Origin of the sequence: Pseudomonas sp. CM27 (genome assembly GCF_013179515.1) — a bacterium.
Lineage (GTDB): Bacteria > Pseudomonadota > Gammaproteobacteria > Pseudomonadales > Pseudomonadaceae > Aquipseudomonas.
In genome coordinates this window covers 1-19,420 of sequence record NZ_JABMCN010000101.1, presented here as the reverse complement: position 1 = coordinate 19,420, position 19,420 = coordinate 1, and the positions used below count along the sequence as shown (strand labels likewise).

Annotated in this window: 17 protein-coding genes and 2 pseudogenes; 7 read left to right on the top strand and 12 right to left on the bottom strand. The window is 64.5% G+C overall.

The window, feature by feature from the left end; genetic code table 11:
• The 4 genes from HP547_RS29370 to ptsP all read right to left on the bottom strand — a co-directional run.
• Positions 1-238, bottom strand: a 238-nt coding sequence (locus HP547_RS29370; RefSeq protein ID WP_218583484.1) for a hypothetical protein, incomplete at its 3' end; no start/stop codon positions are given.
• 144 nt (positions 239-382) lie between these two features.
• Positions 383-2,119: a PTS fructose-like transporter subunit IIB gene (locus HP547_RS14395; RefSeq protein ID WP_172286654.1), complete on the bottom strand. Its 1,737-nt coding sequence runs from the start codon at positions 2,117-2,119 to the stop codon at positions 383-385.
• Positions 2,116-3,063 (bottom strand): 1-phosphofructokinase, encoded by a 948-nt coding sequence (pfkB, locus tag HP547_RS14390; protein WP_172286653.1) that lies wholly within the window; start codon positions 3,061-3,063, stop codon positions 2,116-2,118. The genes HP547_RS14395 and pfkB overlap by 4 nt, the downstream gene beginning before the upstream one ends.
• A complete protein-coding gene (ptsP, locus tag HP547_RS14385) occupies positions 3,064-5,916 on the bottom strand; it encodes a phosphoenolpyruvate--protein phosphotransferase (protein ID WP_172286652.1) in 2,853 nt (950 codons plus the stop codon). It abuts the gene before it with no gap.
• Positions 5,917-6,200: 284 nt separating this feature from the next.
• Here ptsP and cra point away from each other — a divergent pair, with 284 nt between their 5' ends.
• The gene (gene cra, locus HP547_RS14380; protein WP_172286651.1) at positions 6,201-7,196 is read left to right on the top strand and encodes a catabolite repressor/activator; all 996 of its coding nucleotides are present in this window, start codon (positions 6,201-6,203) and stop codon (positions 7,194-7,196) included.
• 2 nt (positions 7,197-7,198) lie between these two features.
• Positions 7,199-7,975, top strand: coding sequence for a TatD family hydrolase (locus HP547_RS14375; protein WP_172286650.1), 777 nt, complete (start codon positions 7,199-7,201; stop codon positions 7,973-7,975).
• 10 nt (positions 7,976-7,985) lie between these two features.
• Here HP547_RS14375 and ampE read toward each other — a convergent pair whose 3' ends face one another.
• The 3 genes from ampE to HP547_RS14360 form a co-directional block, all read right to left on the bottom strand.
• A complete protein-coding gene (gene ampE, locus HP547_RS14370; protein ID WP_172286649.1) occupies positions 7,986-8,816 on the bottom strand; it encodes a regulatory signaling modulator protein AmpE in 831 nt (276 codons plus the stop codon).
• Entirely contained in the window at positions 8,813-9,385 is a 573-nt protein-coding gene (ampD, locus tag HP547_RS14365) for a 1,6-anhydro-N-acetylmuramyl-L-alanine amidase AmpD (RefSeq protein WP_172286648.1), read from the bottom strand. Before ampD ends, ampE begins: the two co-directional genes overlap by 4 nt.
• Before the next feature lie 88 nt (positions 9,386-9,473).
• Positions 9,474-11,636 (bottom strand): DUF1631 domain-containing protein, encoded by a 2,163-nt coding sequence (locus HP547_RS14360; protein ID WP_172286647.1) that lies wholly within the window; start codon positions 11,634-11,636, stop codon positions 9,474-9,476.
• Positions 11,637-11,877: 241 nt separating this feature from the next.
• On the opposite strand from HP547_RS14360, the gene nadC reads away from it, so the two are divergent.
• The gene (gene nadC / locus HP547_RS14355; protein WP_172286646.1) at positions 11,878-12,726 is read left to right on the top strand and encodes a carboxylating nicotinate-nucleotide diphosphorylase; all 849 of its coding nucleotides are present in this window, start codon (positions 11,878-11,880) and stop codon (positions 12,724-12,726) included.
• Positions 12,727-12,813: 87 nt separating this feature from the next.
• Here the strand turns inward: nadC and trxB are convergent, their stop codons facing one another.
• Positions 12,814-13,776: a thioredoxin-disulfide reductase gene (gene trxB, locus HP547_RS14350; RefSeq protein ID WP_172286645.1), complete on the bottom strand. Its 963-nt coding sequence runs from the start codon at positions 13,774-13,776 to the stop codon at positions 12,814-12,816.
• A gap of 330 nt (positions 13,777-14,106) precedes the next feature.
• Here trxB and cysZ point away from each other — a divergent pair, with 330 nt between their 5' ends.
• A complete protein-coding gene (gene cysZ / locus HP547_RS14345; protein ID WP_172286644.1) occupies positions 14,107-14,835 on the top strand; it encodes a sulfate transporter CysZ in 729 nt (242 codons plus the stop codon).
• Positions 14,836-14,947: 112 nt separating this feature from the next.
• Here the strand turns inward: cysZ and HP547_RS29965 are convergent.
• Both HP547_RS29965 and HP547_RS29960 read right to left on the bottom strand, forming a co-directional pair.
• Positions 14,948-15,307: pseudogene (locus tag HP547_RS29965) on the bottom strand (methyl-accepting chemotaxis protein); the annotation flags it as partial.
• A gap of 228 nt (positions 15,308-15,535) precedes the next feature.
• A pseudogene (locus tag HP547_RS29960) lies at positions 15,536-16,135 on the bottom strand (PAS domain-containing protein); the annotation flags it as partial.
• 306 nt (positions 16,136-16,441) lie between these two features.
• On the opposite strand from HP547_RS29960, the gene HP547_RS14335 reads away from it, so the two are divergent.
• Entirely contained in the window at positions 16,442-17,632 is a 1,191-nt protein-coding gene (locus HP547_RS14335) for a glycosyltransferase family 1 protein (protein WP_172286643.1), read from the top strand.
• Positions 17,633-17,710: 78 nt separating this feature from the next.
• Here HP547_RS14335 and HP547_RS14330 read toward each other — a convergent pair whose 3' ends face one another.
• Positions 17,711-18,193: a glutathione peroxidase gene (locus tag HP547_RS14330; protein WP_172286642.1), complete on the bottom strand. Its 483-nt coding sequence runs from the start codon at positions 18,191-18,193 to the stop codon at positions 17,711-17,713.
• 145 nt (positions 18,194-18,338) lie between these two features.
• A complete protein-coding gene (locus HP547_RS14325) occupies positions 18,339-18,824 on the bottom strand; it encodes a peptidylprolyl isomerase (RefSeq protein WP_172220015.1) in 486 nt (161 codons plus the stop codon).
• On the opposite strand from HP547_RS14325, the gene HP547_RS14320 reads away from it, so the two are divergent.
• Both HP547_RS14320 and HP547_RS14315 read left to right on the top strand, forming a co-directional pair.
• Positions 18,823-19,125: a DUF3565 domain-containing protein gene (locus HP547_RS14320; protein ID WP_172220036.1), complete on the top strand. Its 303-nt coding sequence runs from the start codon at positions 18,823-18,825 to the stop codon at positions 19,123-19,125. The two genes, HP547_RS14325 and HP547_RS14320, sit on opposite strands and share 2 nt — an antisense overlap.
• A gap of 31 nt (positions 19,126-19,156) precedes the next feature.
• Positions 19,157-19,420, top strand: a 264-nt coding sequence (locus tag HP547_RS14315; protein WP_172286641.1) for an AAA family ATPase, incomplete at its 3' end; no start/stop codon positions are given.

Genomic DNA, 19,420 nt, shown 5'->3' with positions numbered 1-19,420 from the left:
CATCGGCGCGCTTAGGGATCGCATCAGGGCTTGCAGGTGCTGCCGCAAGATTTGCAGCGCCTGTGAGATCGAGCGCCGCCCGCGCGGCGCTTCGCGGGTGAACCCGCTCCCACATTTGTTGCAACGTGGCCATGTCTGTGAGAAAGGGGTTGCCCGCCTTGGTGCATGGCTTGAGACAGGTGAGGCTGTAGTGAGGCTCACCGAGAAATCCAGTCAAGCCACCAAGGCTGGCAACCATGGCCTGACAGGTTTGGTACGTTGCAACAAATGTGGGAGCGGGTTCACCCGCGAAGCGCCGCGCGGGCGGCGCTCGATCTCACAGGCGCTGCAAATCTTGCGGCGAGCACCTGTCAGCCTTGATGCCAGCGATAGGCCCTCCCCCTTACCCCTTGACCGGCGCCACAGCCAGTTCCACCTGCTCGCTCTTCTTGATCAGCGCATACACCACCGCCGTCAGCAAGCTGCCCGCCACGATCGCCAGCAGGTACAGCAATGCATGGTTGATCGCATTCGGAATCAGCAGCACAAACAGGCCACCATGCGGCGCCATCAGCTTGCAACCGAAGTACATCGACAACGCCCCGGTCAACGCCCCACCGGCAACACTGGCCGGGATTACCCGCAACGGGTCCTTGGCGGCGAACGGAATTGCGCCTTCGGAGATGAAGCACAGCCCCAGCGCCAACGCCGCCTTGCCCGCCTCGCGCTCGCTCTGGGCGAACTTGCGCCGGGCCAGGAAGGTGGCGATGCCCAGGCCGATCGGGGGCACCATGCCGGCAGCCATGGTGGCTGCCATCGGTGCGTAGCTAGACGATGCCAGCAAGCCTACCGAGAAGGCATACGCTGCCTTGTTGATCGGCCCGCCCAGGTCGACGCACATCATGCCGCCCAGCAACAGACCCAGCAAAATGGCATTGGTGGTGCCCATGCTGTCGAGGAAAAGCGTGAGCCCTGCGAGCATGGCCGCCACCGGCTGGCCGACCACGTAGATCATCACCAGGCCGGTGAACAAGCTGGCCAGCAGGGGAATGATCAGGATCGGCTTGAGTGCCTCCAGGCTGTTGGGCAGGCGCGCCCAGCGGGCGATGGCCTTGGCACTGTAACCGGCAAGAAAGCCGGCCACGATGCCGCCGATGAAACCCGCGCCCAAGGTGCTTGCCAGTAGCCCGCCAATCATGCCGGGGGCCAGCCCCGGGCGGTCGGCGATGGACCAGGCGATGTACCCCGCCAGCAGCGGCACCATCAGCTTGAATGCAGCCTCGCCACCGATTTGCATCAGCGCGGCCGGCAAGGTGCCGGGCTCTTTGTAGGCCTCGATGCCGAACACGAAGGACAGGGCAATCAGCAAGCCACCGGCCACTACCATCGGCAGCATGAACGACACGCCGGTGAGCAGGTGCTTGTACACACCGGTTTTCTCACCTTTCGCTGCCGGGCTGGCCGCTGCAGCGTCAGCGCTGCTTTCCACCTTGGCCTCGGCCAGCGCCTTGTCCAGCGTGGCACGGGCCTGCTTGAGGGCGATGCCGGTGCCACAGCGGTAGATGCGCTTGCCGGCAAAACGCGCGGCAGGGACTTCGATATCGGCGGCCAGCAGCACCACATCCGCCTCGGCGATCGCGTCGGCAGACAAGGGGTTACGCGCACCGACCGAGCCCTGGGTCTCGACAGTCAGCTGATAGCCCAGTTGTTGTGCAGCTTGCTGCAAGGCCTCTGCGGCCATGAAGGTGTGTGCAACACCGGTCGGGCAAGCGGTGACCGCGACAATGCGCGCGCCAGCGCCGGCAACTTCGGCCTGGCGTGCCTCTGCGGCCAGCAGTTGAGCGTTGGCTGCCGCTTCATCCAGGAAACCTTCGCGGTCAGCCAGCGCCCGCGAGGGCGTGCTCTGGTACACGCGTTTGCCGACGAAACGGCCCAGGTCCACCGGGCCGGTGCTGACCACTAGCACCCAGTCGGCCTCGGCGATCTGCGCCGCGCTCAGCTGCCGCTCCGGGTGGCCGGCGTCCTGCACTTCGACGCTGGTGCTCCAGCCACGCCGCTGGGCGGCAGCGGCCAGCAAACGAGCGCTCAGCACACTCGACACCTGGCCGTTGGGGCAGGCGGTGACAATGGCAATGTTCATCGGCAACCCTCTTGTTGTTCTGTCAGTTGCACGGCAGCTTCAAGCCGCGCCAGTTGCTCGCGGTCACGGATGCCGAAGCCGACCTGGGTAACGGCCTGGGCGGCGATCGCGGTGGCGCGGGTCAAGGTCTGCGCCGGCGCTTCACCCAGCAGCAGGCCATGGACCATGCCGGCCACCAGCGAATCCCCTGCGCCGACCGTGCTGGCGACACGTACCTTGGGTGGTTTGGCATGCAGGGCAAGGTCGCGGGCGAACCAGCTGACGCCCTGCTCGCCGGCAGACACCACCACATGTTCAACGCCGCTGGCCAACAGGCGCAGCGCCGCGGCACGCTGCTGTGCAGGGTTATCCACAGCCAGGCCAAGCACCTCGCCCAGCTCTTCGGTATTGGGCTTGACCAGCCAGGGCGCGCCTTGCAGTCCGGCACGCAGGGCTTCGCCGCTACTGTCCAGGGCCACCTTCAGGCCTTGGGCCTGCAACTGGTCGAGCAACTGGCGGAACCAGTCGGCACCCACTCCACGCGGCAGGCTGCCTGCGACAACCACGGCATCGTGCCCAGGGGCGACCTGTTCGAGCAGGCGCAGCAAGGCGCTGCGAGCAGCCTCGTCGACCTCCGGGCCCTGGCCGTTGATGTCGGTGACGCGCCCGTCAGCCTCGACCAGCTTGATATTGCTGCGGGTTTCGCCGGGCACGCGGACGAAGCAATCGGCAAAGCCGCGCCCATCGATCAGTGCCTCGAACGGTTGCAGGTTGTCCTGCCCGAGGAAACCGCCAACGGTAACGCTGTGCCCCAGGTCGGCCAGTACCTGGGCAACGTTCAGCCCCTTGCCGGCGGCGTCAGTCTGCTGCGCCTGGCTGCGGTTGACCTGCCCCGTGCGCAAGGTATCCAGGCCGATGGTGATGTCCAGCGCCGGGTTCAGGGTGAGGGTGAGGATCTTGGCCATTCAGTAACGCTCCACCAGCGCGCGAACCGCTGCGGCGCTGTCCTGTTGCAGGGCCTCACGCGCCAGGGCGCGGGCCGTCTGGTGATCGGCCTGGCGGACCAGGGCCTTGACTTCGGCAATGCTGCGCGCGCTGACACTGAGCTCATCTACATCGAGGCCGAGCAGCACGGCGACGGCCTGCGGGTCGGCCGCCAGCTCACCGCACACACCCACCCACTTGCCGTGCGCATGCGCAGCACGCACGGTCATGTCGATCAGGCTGAGCACTGCCGGGTGCAGGCCGTCGGCCTGGGCCGACAGGCTAGGGTGGCCACGGTCGATGGCCAGGGTGTACTGGGTAAGGTCGTTGGTGCCGATGCTGAAGAAGTCCACCTCGCGTGCCAGTTGCGGCGCCAGCAGCGCTGCCGAAGGGACCTCGACCATGATGCCCAGTTGCAAGTCCGCTACCGGGATCTCTGTCCGCAGACGCTCGACCATGGCCCGCGCCTCGCGCCACTCATGCACCTGGCCAACCATCGGGAACATGATGCGCAGCGGGCGCTGGTCGGCAGCCCGCAGCAAGGCGCGCAACTGCGCTTCCATCACCTGCGGGCGTTGCAGGGTCAGGCGCACCCCACGCACACCGAGAAACGGATTTTCCTCGGCCGCAATCGGCCAGTACGGCAGCGGTTTGTCGCCACCGACATCCAGGGTGCGTACCACCAGCGGCCGGCCATCAAGGCCATCGAGCACGCGACGGTACTCGGCCTCCTGGGTTGCCACATCCGGGAGTTGTGGGTGGGCCATGAAAATCAGTTCGGTGCGCAGCAGGCCGACGCCTTCGGCGCCCTGCTCCACCACCTTGGCAATGCCGCTGCTGTCGCCGATGTTGGCGAACACTTCGACGGCGTGGCCATCACGGGTAACGGCGGGTTCGAAGCGGTCAGCCCAGGCGGCCTGCAGGCGTTGCTCGCGCAAATCCCGCTCGGCCAGGGCACGCTGCAGCTCATCTGCCGGCGGCGCCACGCTGACCGCGCCGCGCTGGCCATCGAGCAGCAGCGGCGTGCCACTGTGCAACAGCAGTATCGAAGCACCCGCGCCGACCACTGCCGGAATGCCCAGGGCACGGGCAACGATGGCGCTGTGGGCGGTGGCGCCACCTTGAGCGGTGACGATACCGGCAACCCGCGCCGGGTCCAGCCGGGCGACATCGGACGGGCCGACCTCGGTCATCACCAGCACATAGGGTTGTTCAGGTTCGACCTGGGGCTGCACACCGCACAACTGCGCCAGCACGCGCCGGCCGATGTCGCGCAGGTCGGCGGCGCGCTCGGCCAGCAAGGCATCGTGCAACGCCTCCTGCTGGCGGGCGGCCGCCTCGATCACGGCCATCCACGCCGCTGCGGCGCTTTCGCCCTGGCCAAGGCGCTGTTCGACATCGTCGGTCAACGCCGGGTCGGCGAGCATTTCCTGATGGGTGACGAATATCTCGCCAATGGCCTTGTCGCTGCGCTGGATCAATGCCTGCAATTCACTGGACACGTTCGCCAGGGCTTCGCGCAGTTTCTGCCGCTCCTGGGCACACGACTCGCCACGCAAGGGGTAGTCGAACTCACGCTCGACACATACATGCGCCGGGCCGCTGGCAATGCCAGGGGCAGCGCCAACGCCCTGGATACGGCTGCCAGCCTGGGGGGCCTGCAGCACTTCAGGGGTGGTTTCGGCGACGGCAGCGGTGCCTGCTGGTAGCGGCTCCACCTCTTCGCCCAGGCCCTGTTCGATGGCAGTCTGCAACACCGGCAAGGCATCGGCGGCAATGCCTGGCTCGGCCACCAGTTCCAGCACCTGACCGCGACGGGCACCGAGGCTGAGCAGCTTGCTCAGGCTCTTCACCGACACCGCCGGCTGAGTGCTGTCGGCCAGGCGCACACGGATTTCCCCTTCGAAGCCTTTGGCCAGCTGCGCCAGCACTTTGGCCGGGCGCGCATGCAGGCCATGCGGGTTGGCCAGCACGATACGCGCGCTGGGCCAGTCGGCCGGCGCTTCGCCGCCCAGCACTTGCAGTACCGCGCGGCTGCTGGTGGCCTGGTACAGCATCTGCCCGCGGCCCTCTATCAGCACCTCGCACAGGCGCTCAAGCAGGGCCTGGTGGGCAGCGCCAAGGCTGGCCAGGCAGAACAGGCCGTTGAGTGGCTGGTCGCGGTAGCGCAGCGGTTGCTGCGGGGTAACGAAGGCCAGGCCCGGCTGGCGCACCTGACGCTCGCTGTGCAGCCACCACAGGCCCTCGCCCAGCGGCAGCGGCTCGGCCTGTTGCAGCACGGCGGCAAAGCCGCTGTCGACACAATCGGCGCGCTGCAACAGCCGGGCACCGCGCCAGGCCAGCTCGTCGAAGTCCTCGGCCGGCAGGTTCAGGCCGACCAGTTGTGCATCCAGCGCCAGTTCCTGCGGCGCACCCTGCAGCAGTTTCAGCAACGCTTCGGCGGAACTCGCCCGGCGCAAGGCTTCGGCCAGGTCGGTCTCGCCCAGCGCACGGGTCAGCAGTTGCAGCAGGCGCAGGTGTTCGTCGGAGCGGGCTGCGATACCGATGGCCAGGTAGACCGTATGGCCATCGCCCCAGTCCACGCCCTCGGGAAACTGCAGCAGGCGCACGCCGGTGGCATGCACCAGGTCACGGGTCTGCGGCGTGCCATGGGGAATGGCAATGCCCTGCCCAAGGAAGGTCGAGCCTTGCGCCTCGCGGTCCTGCAACCCCTGCAGGTAGCCCTCGGCGACCAGGCCGTCAGCGACCAGCCGCCTGGCCAGCAGGCGTAATGCCTCAGCTTTGTCGGCGGCCGTCTGGCCCATGGCTATCTGCTCCTTGACGAGCTCGAGCATGACCTTCTCCTTTTGCAGTTCCCGGTCGGGTACTGGAGTATTGTTGTGAAATTCACGTAGACGGCCAGTTCAACAGCCTTGCACAAGTGCAAGCCGAGGCAGAAAATTCGGCAGCTGAAACGTTTAATCTGACCAGACGGCCACGTTACTCGATAATCTGCCGATGAAAAAGCCCCATCCTGTCGGACAATTGCGACAATGGTCGTCTGCGCGTGCTGCCTGTAGCGGGTCAAACTACCCGGTCAGGCCTCACAGCCAGCCCCGGTAATAACAAGGAAAATTCGGTGAAACTCAGCGATATCGCCCGTCTGGCCGGTGTGTCCGTGACCACTGCCAGCTACGTCATCAATGGCAAGGCCGAACAGCAGCGCATCAGCAGCAGCACTGTCGAGCGGGTACGCGCGGTGGTCGAGGCCCATGGCTTCACGCCCAACCCGCAGGCCGCCGGTCTGCGCAGCCGGCATACCCGTACCCTGGGCTTCATTCTCCCGGATCTGGAGAACCCCAGCTACGCCCGCATTGCCAAGCAGCTGGAGCAAGGCGCCCGCGCCCGCGGCTACCAGCTGCTGATCGCCAGCAGCGATGACCAGCCCGACAGCGAACGCCAGTTGCAGCAGCTGTTCCGTGCCCGCCGTTGCGATGCGCTGTTCGTTGCCAGTTGCCTGCCGCCAGAAGATGACAGCTACCGCGAGCTGCAGGACAAAGGCCTGCCGGTGATTGCCATCGACCGCCGCCTGGACCCCGCTCACTTCTGCTCGGTGATCAGCGACGACCGCGACGCCAGCCGCCAACTGGCCGCCAGCCTGCTGAGCGCGGCCCCACGCAGCATCGCCCTGATCGGCGCACGCCCCGAGCTGTCGGTCAGTCAGGCGCGCGCCGGTGGCTTCGACGAAGCCCTGCATGGCTATGCCGGTGAAGTGCGCCGCTATCAGGGCGAAGCGTTCAGCCGTGAGTGCGGCCAGCGCCTGATGCAGCAACTGATCGATGAGCTCGGCGGCCTGCCCGATGCACTGGTGACCACCTCGTATGTGCTGCTGCAAGGGGTGTTCGACACCCTGCAGGCACGCCCTGCCGATTCGCGGCAGCTGCAGCTTGGCACCTTCGGCGACAATCAGTTGCTCGATTTCCTGCCGCTGCCGGTCAATGCCATGGCCCAGCAGCATGGCCTGATTGCCGCCACCGCGCTGGAGCTGGCGCTGGCCGCGATCGAAGAAAAGCGCTACGAGCCTGGCGTGCATGCCGTCGGTCGCACATTCAAGCAACGCATCACTGCGGCCTGAACATGCGCCTGATCGACACCCACACCCACCTGGACTTCCCCGACTTCGACGCCGACCGCCCGCAGTTGCTGGCCAACGCGGCGGCGCGCGGGGTGGAGCGGATGGTGGTGCTGGGGGTGTACCAGGCCAACTTCCAAAGGGTATGGGACCTGGCTTGCGCCGATCAACGGCTGTTCGCGGCGCTCGGCCTGCACCCGGTCTACCTTGACCAGCACCGCCCGGAGCATCTGGCGCAGCTGCGCGAGTGGCTGGAACGCCTGCGGGGTAACCCACGGCTGTGTGCGGTGGGCGAGTTCGGCCTGGACTACTACCTCGAAGACCTGGACAAGACCCGCCAGCAGGCACTGTTCGAAGCGCAACTGCAAATGGCTTGCGACCTTGATTTGCCCGCCCTGTTGCACGTGCGCCGCAGCCATGCGCAGGTGATCGCCACGCTCAAGCGCTACAAGCCGGCGCGCGCGGGGGTGATTCATGCCTTTGCCGGCAGTTATGAAGAGGCCCGCGAGTACATCAAGCTGGGCTTCCGGCTCGGCCTGGGCGGTGCCGGCACCTGGCCCCAGGCGTTGCGGCTGCGCAAGACACTGGCGCGGCTGCCGCTGGACAGCGTTGTGCTGGAGACAGATGCGCCAGACATGGCGCCGGTGATGTACCCCGGGGTGCGCAACAGCCCGGAGCATTTGCCGGAGATTGCCGAGGCGCTGTCGCAGGTGATGGGGGTGGAAGTCGCGGAGCTGGCCGAAGCCAGCAGCCGCAATGCTTGCGAGGTATTTGGCTGGTAGCGGCCTCGGTTCAGACCAGCACCGTCCACAGCGCAAACCCTGCATACCACAACACCGCACAGCGCAGCAGCAGTTCCCACAGGCTGTCCAACCGCCCGAGCCCGCGCTGGCTGTCTTCTTCCTCGGGAATGTCATCGGCGATACGCCCCACCCGGGCCACCAGGTGCGCAGCACTGATGTGCCAGTTGAGCACCTCGTGCAACATTACCCGGGTGACCGCCAGGAAGTTGCCCACCAGCGCGAAGCTCAGGGCCAGTACGCGCACCGGCAACCAGTCCATGATGTGCCGCAGCTGCCCGGCACGTTTCTGCAGCGCCGGCTGCCTGCTGTGTTCACCGCAAAGCGCCAGCAGGCGATAAGCCAGCGCAGCACCGGGCCCCAGCAAGAAGTACCAGAAAATCACCGCGAAAAAGCCCTGATACACCTGCCACAACAGGTTGCCCTGCACACGCACCAGCAGGCTGTGCGGTTCATCGGCGGACAGGCCCAGGTCGCGCTCGGCCACATGCAACGCCGCCTGGTCATCGCCCCGCCGCCAGGCATCACGGAACGGCCCCAGCGAAGCCTTGGCATCGCCACGGCCCAGGCTGTAGATCAGCACCAGCAGGTGCACTGGCAAGGCCAGCAAGCCATACGCCACCGGCTCCAGCACATGCAGCAGCAACACCAGCAGCGCAACCGGGGCCAGCACCAGAATGGCCAGCGTCCACCAGGGGTGCACCTTGCCGCTACGCTCCAAGCGCACCAGCTCGCCAAGGAAAAACCCGTCACGCTGGACCTGATGGCGCAAGGCCGAGAACTTCTCGACCCACAGCGCCAGCAACAACACCAGAAAACTCATGCCTTGTCCTCGTTGTGCTGCAGCGCTTTGCGGTAGCGCGACCAGTCGAAGGCCTGGCCGGGATCGGTCTTGCGCTGCGGGGCGATGTCGCTGTGACCCTGGATGCGAGACAGGTCGATGGCCGGCCAGGCGCCCCGGATGTGCCGGGTAAGCTGCTCCAGCGCCGCGTACTGGGCATCGGTATAGGGCAGATCGTCGGTGCCTTCCAGCTCGATGCCGATGGAGAAATCGTTGCAGCCTTCGCGCCCGTCGAAGCACGACACACCCGCGTGCCAGGCGCGGTCAAGCAACGACACGAATTGGGTCACCGCACCATCACGCTCGACGAACAGGTGCGCGGACACGGTCAGGTGGTTGATGCTGGCGAAATAGGGGTGTTCGTTGGGGTCCAGGCGGTTCTGGAAGAACTGCTGCACCTTGCCGGTACCGAAACAGGCTGGCGGCAGGCTGATGTTGTGGATCACCAGCAGGGAAATCGCTTCGCCTTCGGGGCGGGCATTGAAGTTCGGCGAGGGGCAGTGGGTGATTCCGATTCCGTGGAACCAGCCAGTGGCACGGTCCAATTGCATGGGGCAGATCCTGAAAACGCCATGAACAGAGCAACAGTATGCCCTGCGCTCAACGCCGTTTGCATGTGAATGATTGTAATGTTGCCAGCTACTGCACCTGCCGACGCCGCAAACCGTCGAGCACTGCCTCCAGCGCTCGCTCGAACAGCAGCCCGTCATCGAGCACGCGCAAATCGCCGCGCTGAAGGGCCTGGGCCAGGCTGGCGGCGCTCCATTCGTGCACTTTCATGCCGGTGCGGTTGGCGAACACCAGCCTGTCGCTGCTGTCGATGCGCGCCACCAGCTTGCAACGCTGCGGCTCGGCCTCGTCAAGCACCTCGAACCAGGTACCGATACGCAGCCGCTGTACCTGCTGCAGCGCCGCAGCCTGCGCGTCGGCAACCTGCAACGGAGCACAGGCTGGCTCCTCGGCTATCGCCAGCACGATATCTTCGGCCACCAGCACGTCGCTCAAGCGCTGCCGCTGGCCGCCAGGCGGTAGCTCGCTGCTTGTTGCGCAGGCACGCAGGTGCAATTGCTCCAGTTGCAAGAAGAACTCGCGGGTTGCCAGGGAATCCAGGGCCACGCTGGTCAATCCATCACGCAATGCCTTGAGCAGGCTCGGCACTTGCTGCAGCAGGGCTTGAGGATCCTGTGGAGGGGTAACGCTGACCAGCAGCGTGTCCATGGTCTGCAATGCCTCGCGCCAGGCCCTGGAGGCCTCGCCTTGCTTCAACCACGCCAACAGCAATACCTGGCTCCAGGTTTGCACCAGCATCTGTACTACCACCTGCGGCAACAGCCGGCCCCGCAGACGCTGATTGAGTACTTGCTGCACCTGCTGCCTGGCCTGCAATGCGCGGGCACGCCCCAGTTCTGCGTCGCGGGTGCGTTGTTCAAGCAGCTCGTTGCGCCGCCGCTCGTCCTGATTGAAGGCGACGAAGTCGTCGAGCAACTCGGCAAACAGGCTGGCATCTTCAGCAAAATCGTTGAGCAGACGCTGGACGATACGCTCAACCTTCAGGTGCAGGCTGTCGCGCAGGCCTTTGCTACCGCACTCCCAACCCATCGCCGCGGTTGCGATCTCGTTGAGCAGCCGGCGTGCCGGATGACTGGCCCGGCTGAACAGCCCCTTGTCCAGCAAGGCCACCTTGAGCAGCGGAATATGCAGGCGTGCAAGCAGCGGGCGCAGGCTGGCGGGCAAGTTGTCATCGCGCTCGATAAAGGCGAACAGCCGACCGACGAGGTTGAGCATGTCTTCGTCGGCCGAGGCGATCCGCCGGTGCGTGCCGCTGCGCACGCTGACCCGCAACAGCAGTTGTTCAAGCTGCTGGCCAAGGTCGAAATCATCAGCCTGATGGGTAGCGGGCACATAGCGCTGCAGATGCGAAAGCAGGCGCAGCAGGTCGGCGGTGCTGACTGGCTGAACGCTGGTCGCGCTGTGCAAGCGCGGCGCGAACTGACCGCGCACCGGCGCCAGAAGCGTTTGCAAGGCGTTGAAACAGGCCTGGCCTGTGGCGTCTGCGTCTGGCGCTTGGCCCTTTGTTACAGGCCCACGGCGCGCGCGCATGCGCCGGTCTTCGGCACGCCGCCGCGGCGGCAGTGGCAACTCGGCAAGCACGCCGGCCGCACGCAACAATTGGTTGGCCTGGTTGTAGATAATGTCGGCATCACGCAGCACATAGCGCTCGAACAGCTTGAGCAGCACCAGCTTGACCCGCAGGCCTACCCCCAGGTTGCGACCGGCGTCGAGAAAATAGTCGCACAACGCGGCAGGCCCCAGCGGGTTATGTTGCTCGTACAACGGGCGGTCGAGCAGCACCTGCAAGCGCAAAACCAGTTGCTGCAGGGCAATGCCATCGCGTGACAGCACCCGCCCTACCATGCCTTCGACGGCAACGGCCCGCTCTACCTGGGCCTTGCTGCGCGGCTTGCCGGCATCGGCCAGGTGCGCCAGCAGGTCAACTTGGCCGATGCGGGCGAAGGTATCGTAGAAGATGTCGAGAAAACCACGCTCGATGCTTTTACGCTTCAGGCGCAGGTCGCGCATGGCCTCGAAATAAAGGTTCTGGTCACAGCGATCCAGGGCCTTGTCGGCCATTTCGAAGAGGGTGTCGTCAGCGTTGTCGAACAAGTCCTGCAAGCCTTGGCGCAACTGCAGGGCGGCCTTGTCGCGCACTTGCAGAAGCAACACCGGAAGGCAAGGCAGAGGCATACGCCCCCCTCGGTCGATGGCTGCCGCCAAGGGCACCACCTTGCCTTCTTTCTGCATCCCGGACTCCTTGCTGGGTGACTGGCCACACGGGCCAGAGGTCGTCAAACCCATGACGCCAAATACTGGTCACCATTATCGGTAAAATTTCGCACAGCTGCCAGCATCGTTTCACTGGCTGATCAAGGACCTTGATTCGCCGTGGATGCTCACGATGCCCGACCAAAGGTCGTGACCAATGCGGCTGTACACCTAGGTCCCCTGCCCTATAATCGCGGGCATCTAGCTTTTGGAGCCGACCATGCCGAACCTACGCCTCGCCGACCTGACCGCTGAAATCGAAGCCAATGTGCGCCGCGCACTGTTGGAGGACATCGGCAGTGGCGATATAACCGCGCAGTTGATCCCGGCCGAGCGCCTGGCAAAGGCCACCATCATCACCCGCGAAGACTGTGTGATCGCCGGCACGGCCTGGGTCGATGCGGTATTCCGCCAGCTCGACCCGCGCGTGGCAGTGCACTGGCAGGTGGCCGACGGCGAACGCGCCAAGGCCAACCAGCCACTGTTCCACCTCGAAGGGCCGGCCCGTTCGCTGCTGAGCGGTGAGCGCAGTGCGCTGAACTTCTTGCAGCTGCTGTCTGGGGTGGCCACCCGTGCGCGGTTCCTGGCGGACCTGGTGGAGGGCACCCAGGTGCGCCTGCTGGATACCCGTAAAACCCTGCCGGGCCTGCGGCTGGCGCAAAAGTACGCAGTTACCTGTGGCGGTTGCGACAACCACCGCATCGGCCTGTACGACGCCTTCCTGATCAAGGAAAACCATATCGCCGCCAGCGGCGGTGTGCCTCAAGCCGTGGCGGCGGCCCACCGCATTGCGCCGGGCAAGCCGGTGGAAATCGAGGTGGAAAGCCTGGACGAACTGCGCCAGGCACTGTCCGCCGGGGCAGACATCATCATGCTTGATGAATTGAACCTGGAAGAGATGCGCGAAGCGGTGCGCATTACAGCCGGCAAGGCCAAGCTCGAGGCCAGTGGCGGGGTCAACGAGACGACCTTGCGGGAGATTGCCGAGACCGGCGTGGACTACATCTCGATCGGTGCGATGACCAAGGATGTGAAGGCGGTCGACCTGTCGATGCGGTTGAGCCTGTGAGCTGATTGCAAACAACAAAAAACCGGCCATCGAGCCGGTTTTTTGTTGTTTGCAAAGGGCCGCAAAGCGACCCCCGCCCCACTTGAATCAGAACGAAGCGTTGGCCAGCCCGTCCAGGTAACGCTCGACGTCCAGCGCCGCCATGCAGCCAGCACCGGCCGAGGTAATGGCCTGGCGGTAAACGTGGTCCGCCACGTCCCCAGCGGCAAACACGCCTTCGACATTGGTGGCGGTGGCATTGCCTTCACGGCCGCCGGCAACCACCAGGTAGCCGTCCTTCAGGGTCAGCTGGCCTTCGAACAGCGAGGTGTTCGGGGTGTGGCCAATGGCGATGAATACGCCGTCGACCTTGATTTCGTCGCTGCTGCCGTCGTTGTTCTTCAGGCGCGCACCGGTCACGCCCATGTTGTCACCCAGCACTTCGTCCAGGGTGGCATTGAGCTTGAGCTCGATCTTGCCTTCGGCGACACGGGCGTTCAGCTTGTCGACCAGGATCTTCTCGGCGCGGAAAGTCTCGCGACGGTGCACCAGGGTCACCTTGCTGGCGATGTTGGCCAGGTACAGCGCCTCTTCCACCGCAGTGTTGCCGCCGCCCACTACCGCCACCGGCTTGTTGCGGTAGAAGAAGCCGTCACAGGTGGCACAGGCCGAAACACCCTTGCCCATGAACGCCTCTTCCGAAGGCAGGCCAAGGTAGCGGGCGCTGGCGCCAGTGGCGATGATCAGCGCGTCGCAGGTGTATGTGCCGCTGTCACCTTGCAGGGTGAACGGCTTGTTGGCCAGGTCGACGGCGTTGATGTGGTCGAAGACGATTTCGGTTTCAAAGCGCTCGGCGTGCTCTTGCATACGCTGCATCAGGGCCGGGCCAGTCAGGCCGTGTGGGTCGCCCGGCCAGTTGTCGACTTCGGTTGTGGTGGTCAGCTGGCCACCCGCCTGCATGCCGGTGATCAGCAGCGGCTTGAGGTTGGCACGGGCGGCATACACCGCAGCGCTGTAACCGGCAGGGCCGGAACCCAGAATGATGACGCGCGAATGACGTACTTCAGACATGTCGAACTCCTGTCGAGCGGGCCGCAGGGCCGGCATCGGTGTACCGGCTGCGCCAGCTGGAAAATTAAAAGGGGCCCACGCAGCACCTTGGGGAAGGCTACAACGCACAGGCCCGGAAAGCGGAAAGTTGAGCGCACTGTAGCGAGGTCGCAAAGATTAAGGAAATATCCTTCGACAATCCACCTCATAGGCATCCTCTATGCTGTGATTTCATCGACTGCCAATGCCTGGCGCTTTTGTTACAGCCGGTTTCCCCCTGGCTGCCCGCCTTTCGTCGGCGCGGCAAACTCGGTAAGGTCAGCGCGTTTTCCTTCTTTGCGGAGTACCTCGATGCAAGCCCCTGTCCTCTCTGGCCCCCAATACCTTCGCGAAGGCCTGAAACTGGTGCTGAGCCCCAACCTGCGGTTGTTCGTGCTGCTGCCGCTGGCGGTCAACCTGTTGCTGTTCGGTGGCATGGTCTACTTCGCCGGCCACCAGTTCAGCCTGTGGCTGGATGCTCTGATGCCGACGCTGCCAGACTGGTTGAGCTTCCTCAGCTACATACTCTGGCCGCTGTTCGTTGCCTTGCTGGTGCTGATGGTGTTCTTCACCTTCACGCTGGTGGCCAACATCATTGCCGCACCGTTCAATGGCTTCCTGGCGGAAAAGGTCGAGGTGGTGGTACGTGGCGAAGACACCTTCCCGGCGTTCAGCTGGGGTGAGCTGGCGGCCATGGTGCCACGCACCTTCAGCCGCGAAATGCGCAAGCTGGGCTACTTCCTGCCACGGGCCATCGGCCTGTTCATCCTCTCGTTCATCCCGGTAGTCAACGTAATCGCCGCGCCGCTGTGGCTGATGTTCGGGGTATGGATGATGGCCATCCAGTACATCGACTACCCGGCGGACAATAACAAGATGAGCTGGCAGGACATGCTCGCCTGGCTGCGGCAAAAACGCTGGCAGTCGCTGGGCTTTGGCGGCATCACGTACCTGGCGCTGATGATTCCGGGGGTGAACGTGCTGATGATGCCGGCGGCGGTGGCCGGGGCCACGTTGTTCTGGGTGCGCGAGCGCAACTGAGTACAGCGTCCAGGCTCCCACTTGGGCCATGCAGAACTTGAGGGCTATGCCGTAAGAGTGGGAGCCCGGCTTGCCGGCGATGGGCCGCAGTGCGGCCCCCGTTACTTGGCTGCTACTGCCCCAACCGGCTGGAAAACTGCCCGACCACATCCACCACCCGCTTCGCCCCGTCCTGAATCTCGACAATCACGCTGCCGGTCTCGTCGGCCAGCGCCAGCCCCTGCTCGGCCTGGCGTTTGCTGGTATCGATGATCGATACCGCCGCCTGGGCCAGTTGCTCGTTCTGTTGCACCACCCGGGCGATTTCCTCGGTCGCGGTGCTGGTGCGCGAAGCCAGCTGGCGCACTTCGTCGGCAACCACGGCAAACCCCCGGCCCTGCTCGCCCGCGCGGGCAGCTTCGATGGCTGCGTTCAGCGCCAGCAGATTGGTCTGCCCGGCGATGTCGCTGATGGTCTTGATGATCGAACCGATCACCCGGGACTGGGTGTCCAGCGCCTGGATCCCCTCGGCCGCCTCTTGCATCGAGGCTTCCAGGCCACGCATCACGCTGACGCTCTGGGTCACCACAGCAGTGGCCTTGCGCGCACTGGCATCGGTGCCCAGCGAGGTGTTGTAGGCCACGTCTGCCGCTTCGGCCACGGCCTGCTCCTGATTGACCTGGTCAGTGATCACGGTGGCGAACTTGACCACCTTGTACAGCACATCGTGGGCGTCGAAGAGCGGGTTGTACGATGCTTCCAGCCAGATCACCCGGCCATGGGCATCGATACGCTTGAAGCGGTCGGCAACGTATTCGCCACGGCGCAGCTTGTCCCAGAACGCCTGGTAGCCGACCGAGTTGGCCTCCTCCGGCTCGCAGAACATGCGGTGGTGCTTGCCGCGGATCTGCTCCAGGCGGTAGCCGACCGCAGCCAGGAAGCGCTCGTTGGCGGTGAGGATGGTGCCGTTGAGGTCGAATTCGATCACGCCGGTAGAGCGCATCAATGCCTTGATCAGGCTTTCGTGCTCGCGGGATGTCTCGATGGTGCGGGTAAGGTCGCTGGAGTGCATGGTGAAGTACTTGATGCGCCCTTCGCTGTTCTTGACCGGCTGCAGGATCGACCGCAGCCAGGCTTCATGGCCGTTGCCGCGCAGCAGGCGGAACGCGCCATTGAGGTGTTCGCCACGGCTGATCGCGCTTTTCATGCGCTGGTAGAAGTCCAGCGACTTCACATGGGCGGGGACGATGTCCTCGATGCTGCGTCCAAGCAATTGATCGGCGCGGTAGAGCATCTCGCTCTCGAAGTTGCCATTGACCATCTCGATCCGTCCCTGGGGGTCGAGCTGCAGCACCAGCATTTCGCTGTCGAGGCTACTCTTGACCTGTTCGATGGACATCAGGTCTTCGCGCAGCTGCCGGATTTCTTGCTTGAGCTTGTTGTTGAACATCACCGCACTCCTGGAGCGCATCGGTAGTCGAATGCATCTTCATCGGCTGCCAGGGACACCTTCTTGAGTGCCATGAAAGGAAATATTCATAAGGCGCAGCGTGTTGCTGGTCAGGCGTCATCAGTACGTCACATGGCAGTCACATTCACGCAACCCCGCAGGCGGAAACTTTTTGTCATGAATACACCCGCCCTGCGTATCACCTTGGTCAGCGAAACCTTCCCGCCCGAGATCAACGGCGTGGCCAATACCCTTGGCCGCCTGAGTGAAGGGTTGCGCCAGCGTGGCCATGAAGTCGAGGTGGTGCGGCCGCGTCAGGCCGGTGAAGGGCCCGTGCACAACGACCCGCAGCTGATGCTGTGCCGTGGCTGGGGCCTGCCTGGGTACCCGGGCTTGCAGTGGGGCGAGGTGTCCATGCACAAGCTGTTGCGCCGCTGGCGGCGACAGCGCCCGGATGTGCTGTACATCGCCACCGAAGGGCCGTTGGGGCTCAGCGCGCTGCGCGCGGCCCGGCGCCTGGGGATTGCCGTGGTCAGCGGCTTTCACACCAACTTCCCGCAGTACTCCGGCCAGTACGGCCTGGGGCTGCTGGCGCGCCTGCTCACGCACTACCTGCGCTGGTTCCATCGGCGCACGGCGAGCACGTTGGTCCCTAGCCTCAGTCAACGCCTGGAACTGGAGCGCCGTGGTTTCGAGCGCCTGGAACTGCTGGCCCGAGGTGTGGATGCCTGCCTGTTCAACCCGGCCCGGCGCAATCTGGCGTTGCGTGAAAGCTGGGGCCTAGGCCCGCAAGACATCGCCGTGCTGCATGTCGGCCGGCTGGCGGTGGAAAAGAACCTGGGCCTGCTGCGCCCTTGCCTGGAGGCACTGCAGAAGACTTATCCACAGAAACGCCTGCGCCTGGTCGTGGTGGGTGACGGCCCGCAGCGCGCCGCGCTTGAGCAGCAGGTGCCGGATGCGATTTTCTGCGGCGCCCAGCGCGGGGAGGTACTGGCCGAGCACTATGCCAGCGGTGACCTGTTCCTGTTCCCGAGCCTGACCGAGACCTTCGGCAATGTGGTACTTGAGGCCATGGCCTCAGGGCTGGCAGTGGTGGCGTATGACGAGGCGGCGGCAGCGCAGCATATTCGCCACGGCCACAGCGGCGCGTTGGCCATGCCGGGGGATCAGGCGGCGTTCATCGATGCAGCTTGCTGGTTGCTGGAGGAAGAGGAAACGTTGCGCCGGGTGCGGTTGAATGCCCGGCAGCATGCCAGTCGTCAGGGCTGGCCGGGGATTGTCGAGCAGTTTGAGGGGTTTTTGTTCAGTGCTTGCCGTCGAAGCGGTGTTCAGGCTGGGGGTTCGACGCAGGGTTTTCAGCGCCAGTGAAATCGAGTGGCGCTCGATCTCACAGGCACTGAAGATCCCGTGCCAGGCACCTGGCAGCCTTGATACGGAGCAGGCTTATCAGCCCAGCGCCTTCTCGATCGCCTGCACCACTGCCGGATCATCCGGCGCCGTGCGTGGCGAAAAGCGTGCCAGCACCCGCCCGTCCTTGCCCACCAGAAACTTCTCGAAGTTCCAGGTGATGTCGCCTGGGAACTCTGCGCCTTCACCCGCCAGCAGGCGATACAGCGAATGGCGGCCCTGCCCGTTCACTTCCAGCTTGGCCCCCAACGGAAAACTCACCCCGTAGTTGAGGCTGCAGAATTCCTGAATTTCCTTTTCACTGCCCGGCTCCTGGCCGGCAAACTGGTTGCACGGCAGGCCAAGCACGTTGAAGCCTTTGTCCTTGTAATCCTGGTAGAGGTTCTCAAGCGCCTTGTATTGCGGCGTCAGGCCACACTTGGAGGCAACGTTGACCACCAGCACCACTTGGCCCTTGAACGGTGCAAGGGGCAGCTCGCTACCGTCCAGCCTGTCCAGTTTCAGGTCGTGAAATGCACTCATGATGAAATCCCCTCTCAGATTCCCGGTTGCCGCGCAGGCGAATTCCGCCCACTAAAAAGGCGCCCGTCCAAACCGTCTACCTCCCGAAGGAAGGCAAATCGGTTTGCCCGAGCGCCTGGCGACTTTCTGAGCTTAGCGCAGAAAATCAGTGGTGATGGCCACCTTCACCGTGGATGTGACGGTGAGCGATTTCTTCTTCGCTGGCATCACGCACGTCAACTACCTTGACCTGGAAGGTCAGGCGCTGGCCAGCCAGTGGGTGGTTGCCGTCAACGGTGACGTCGTCGCCGTCCAGGTCACGGATGGTGACGATCTGCATCTGGCCGTCCGGCGCGGAAGCGTGGAACTGCATGCCCACTTCCAGCTCGTCGACGCCTTCGAACATGCTGCGGTTCAGGGTGCTGACCAGTTCGGCCAGGTATTCGCCGTAGGCGTCTTCCGGCTCGATGGAAACGTTCAGCTCGTCACCGGCCTGCTTGCCTTCCAGGGCTTTTTCCAGGCCCGGGATGATGTTGCCGGCACCGTGCAGGTAAACCAGCGGCGCACCACCGGCGGAGCTGTCGATGGTCTCCCCGGCGTCGTTGGTCAGGGTATAGTCGATGGAGACAGCCTTGTTGGCGGCGATCAGCATGGGGCAAGACCTTTTGCAAAAGAATGTAGAGCGGACAAGTGTAACCAAGCCATCGCCCGATTGCGAACGCGCTGCGGACGAGCAACGGCCCATCAGTCGGATCACCGGCTTCCATCAGGACGATGAAGGCCATTGGGTGGCCGAACTGTCGTGCGGCCACACCCAGCACCTGCGGCATCAGCCGCCGTGGCAGGCCAGGCCGTGGGTACTCGACCCAGTACTGCGCGCGCAGCACATCGGCCAACCTTTCGCTTGCGGCTGGTGCGCACAAGGGGCCGATAGCGCTACCCTTGGCCGTTAATTTCTTGCACCGCTTATTTCGAGAAGCACGCATGCAGACTTTTTTCATTGCGCCGACCGACTTCGGTGTCGGCCTGACTTCGATCAGCCTGGGCCTGGTGCGCACCCTGGAGCGCGCCGGCCTGAAGGTCGGCTTCTTCAAGCCGATCGCCCAACCTCACCCGGGTGACACCGGCCCAGAACGCTCCACCGAACTGATGGCCCGTACCCACGGCATCAAGCCCCCCGTGCCGCTGAGCCTGGGCCAGGTCGAGCGCATGCTCGGCGACGGCCAGCTGGACGAGTTGCTGGAAGAA

Coding starts and splice junctions, on each gene's coding strand:
- cysZ (WP_172286644.1), top strand. CDS start 14,107: ATGCAAGCCCCTGTCCTCTCTGGCCCCCAATACCTTCGCGAAGGCCTG.
- HP547_RS14325 (WP_172220015.1), bottom strand. CDS start 18,824: ATGCTGATCGCCGCCAACAAGGCTGTCTCCATCGACTATACCCTGACC.
- ptsP (WP_172286652.1), bottom strand. CDS start 5,916: ATGCTCGAGCTCGTCAAGGAGCAGATAGCCATGGGCCAGACGGCCGCC.
- HP547_RS14320 (WP_172220036.1), top strand. CDS start 18,823: ATGGGGCAAGACCTTTTGCAAAAGAATGTAGAGCGGACAAGTGTAACC.
- HP547_RS14330 (WP_172286642.1), bottom strand. CDS start 18,193: ATGAGTGCATTTCACGACCTGAAACTGGACAGGCTGGACGGTAGCGAG.
- trxB (WP_172286645.1), bottom strand. CDS start 13,776: ATGTCTGAAGTACGTCATTCGCGCGTCATCATTCTGGGTTCCGGCCCT.
- HP547_RS14335 (WP_172286643.1), top strand. CDS start 16,442: ATGAATACACCCGCCCTGCGTATCACCTTGGTCAGCGAAACCTTCCCG.
- HP547_RS14395 (WP_172286654.1), bottom strand. CDS start 2,119: ATGAACATTGCCATTGTCACCGCCTGCCCCAACGGCCAGGTGTCGAGT.
- pfkB (WP_172286653.1), bottom strand. CDS start 3,063: ATGGCCAAGATCCTCACCCTCACCCTGAACCCGGCGCTGGACATCACC.
- ampD (WP_172286648.1), bottom strand. CDS start 9,385: ATGCAATTGGACCGTGCCACTGGCTGGTTCCACGGAATCGGAATCACC.
- ampE (WP_172286649.1), bottom strand. CDS start 8,816: ATGAGTTTTCTGGTGTTGTTGCTGGCGCTGTGGGTCGAGAAGTTCTCG.
- HP547_RS14375 (WP_172286650.1), top strand. CDS start 7,199: ATGCGCCTGATCGACACCCACACCCACCTGGACTTCCCCGACTTCGAC.
- nadC (WP_172286646.1), top strand. CDS start 11,878: ATGCCGAACCTACGCCTCGCCGACCTGACCGCTGAAATCGAAGCCAAT.
- HP547_RS14360 (WP_172286647.1), bottom strand. CDS start 11,636: ATGCAGAAAGAAGGCAAGGTGGTGCCCTTGGCGGCAGCCATCGACCGA.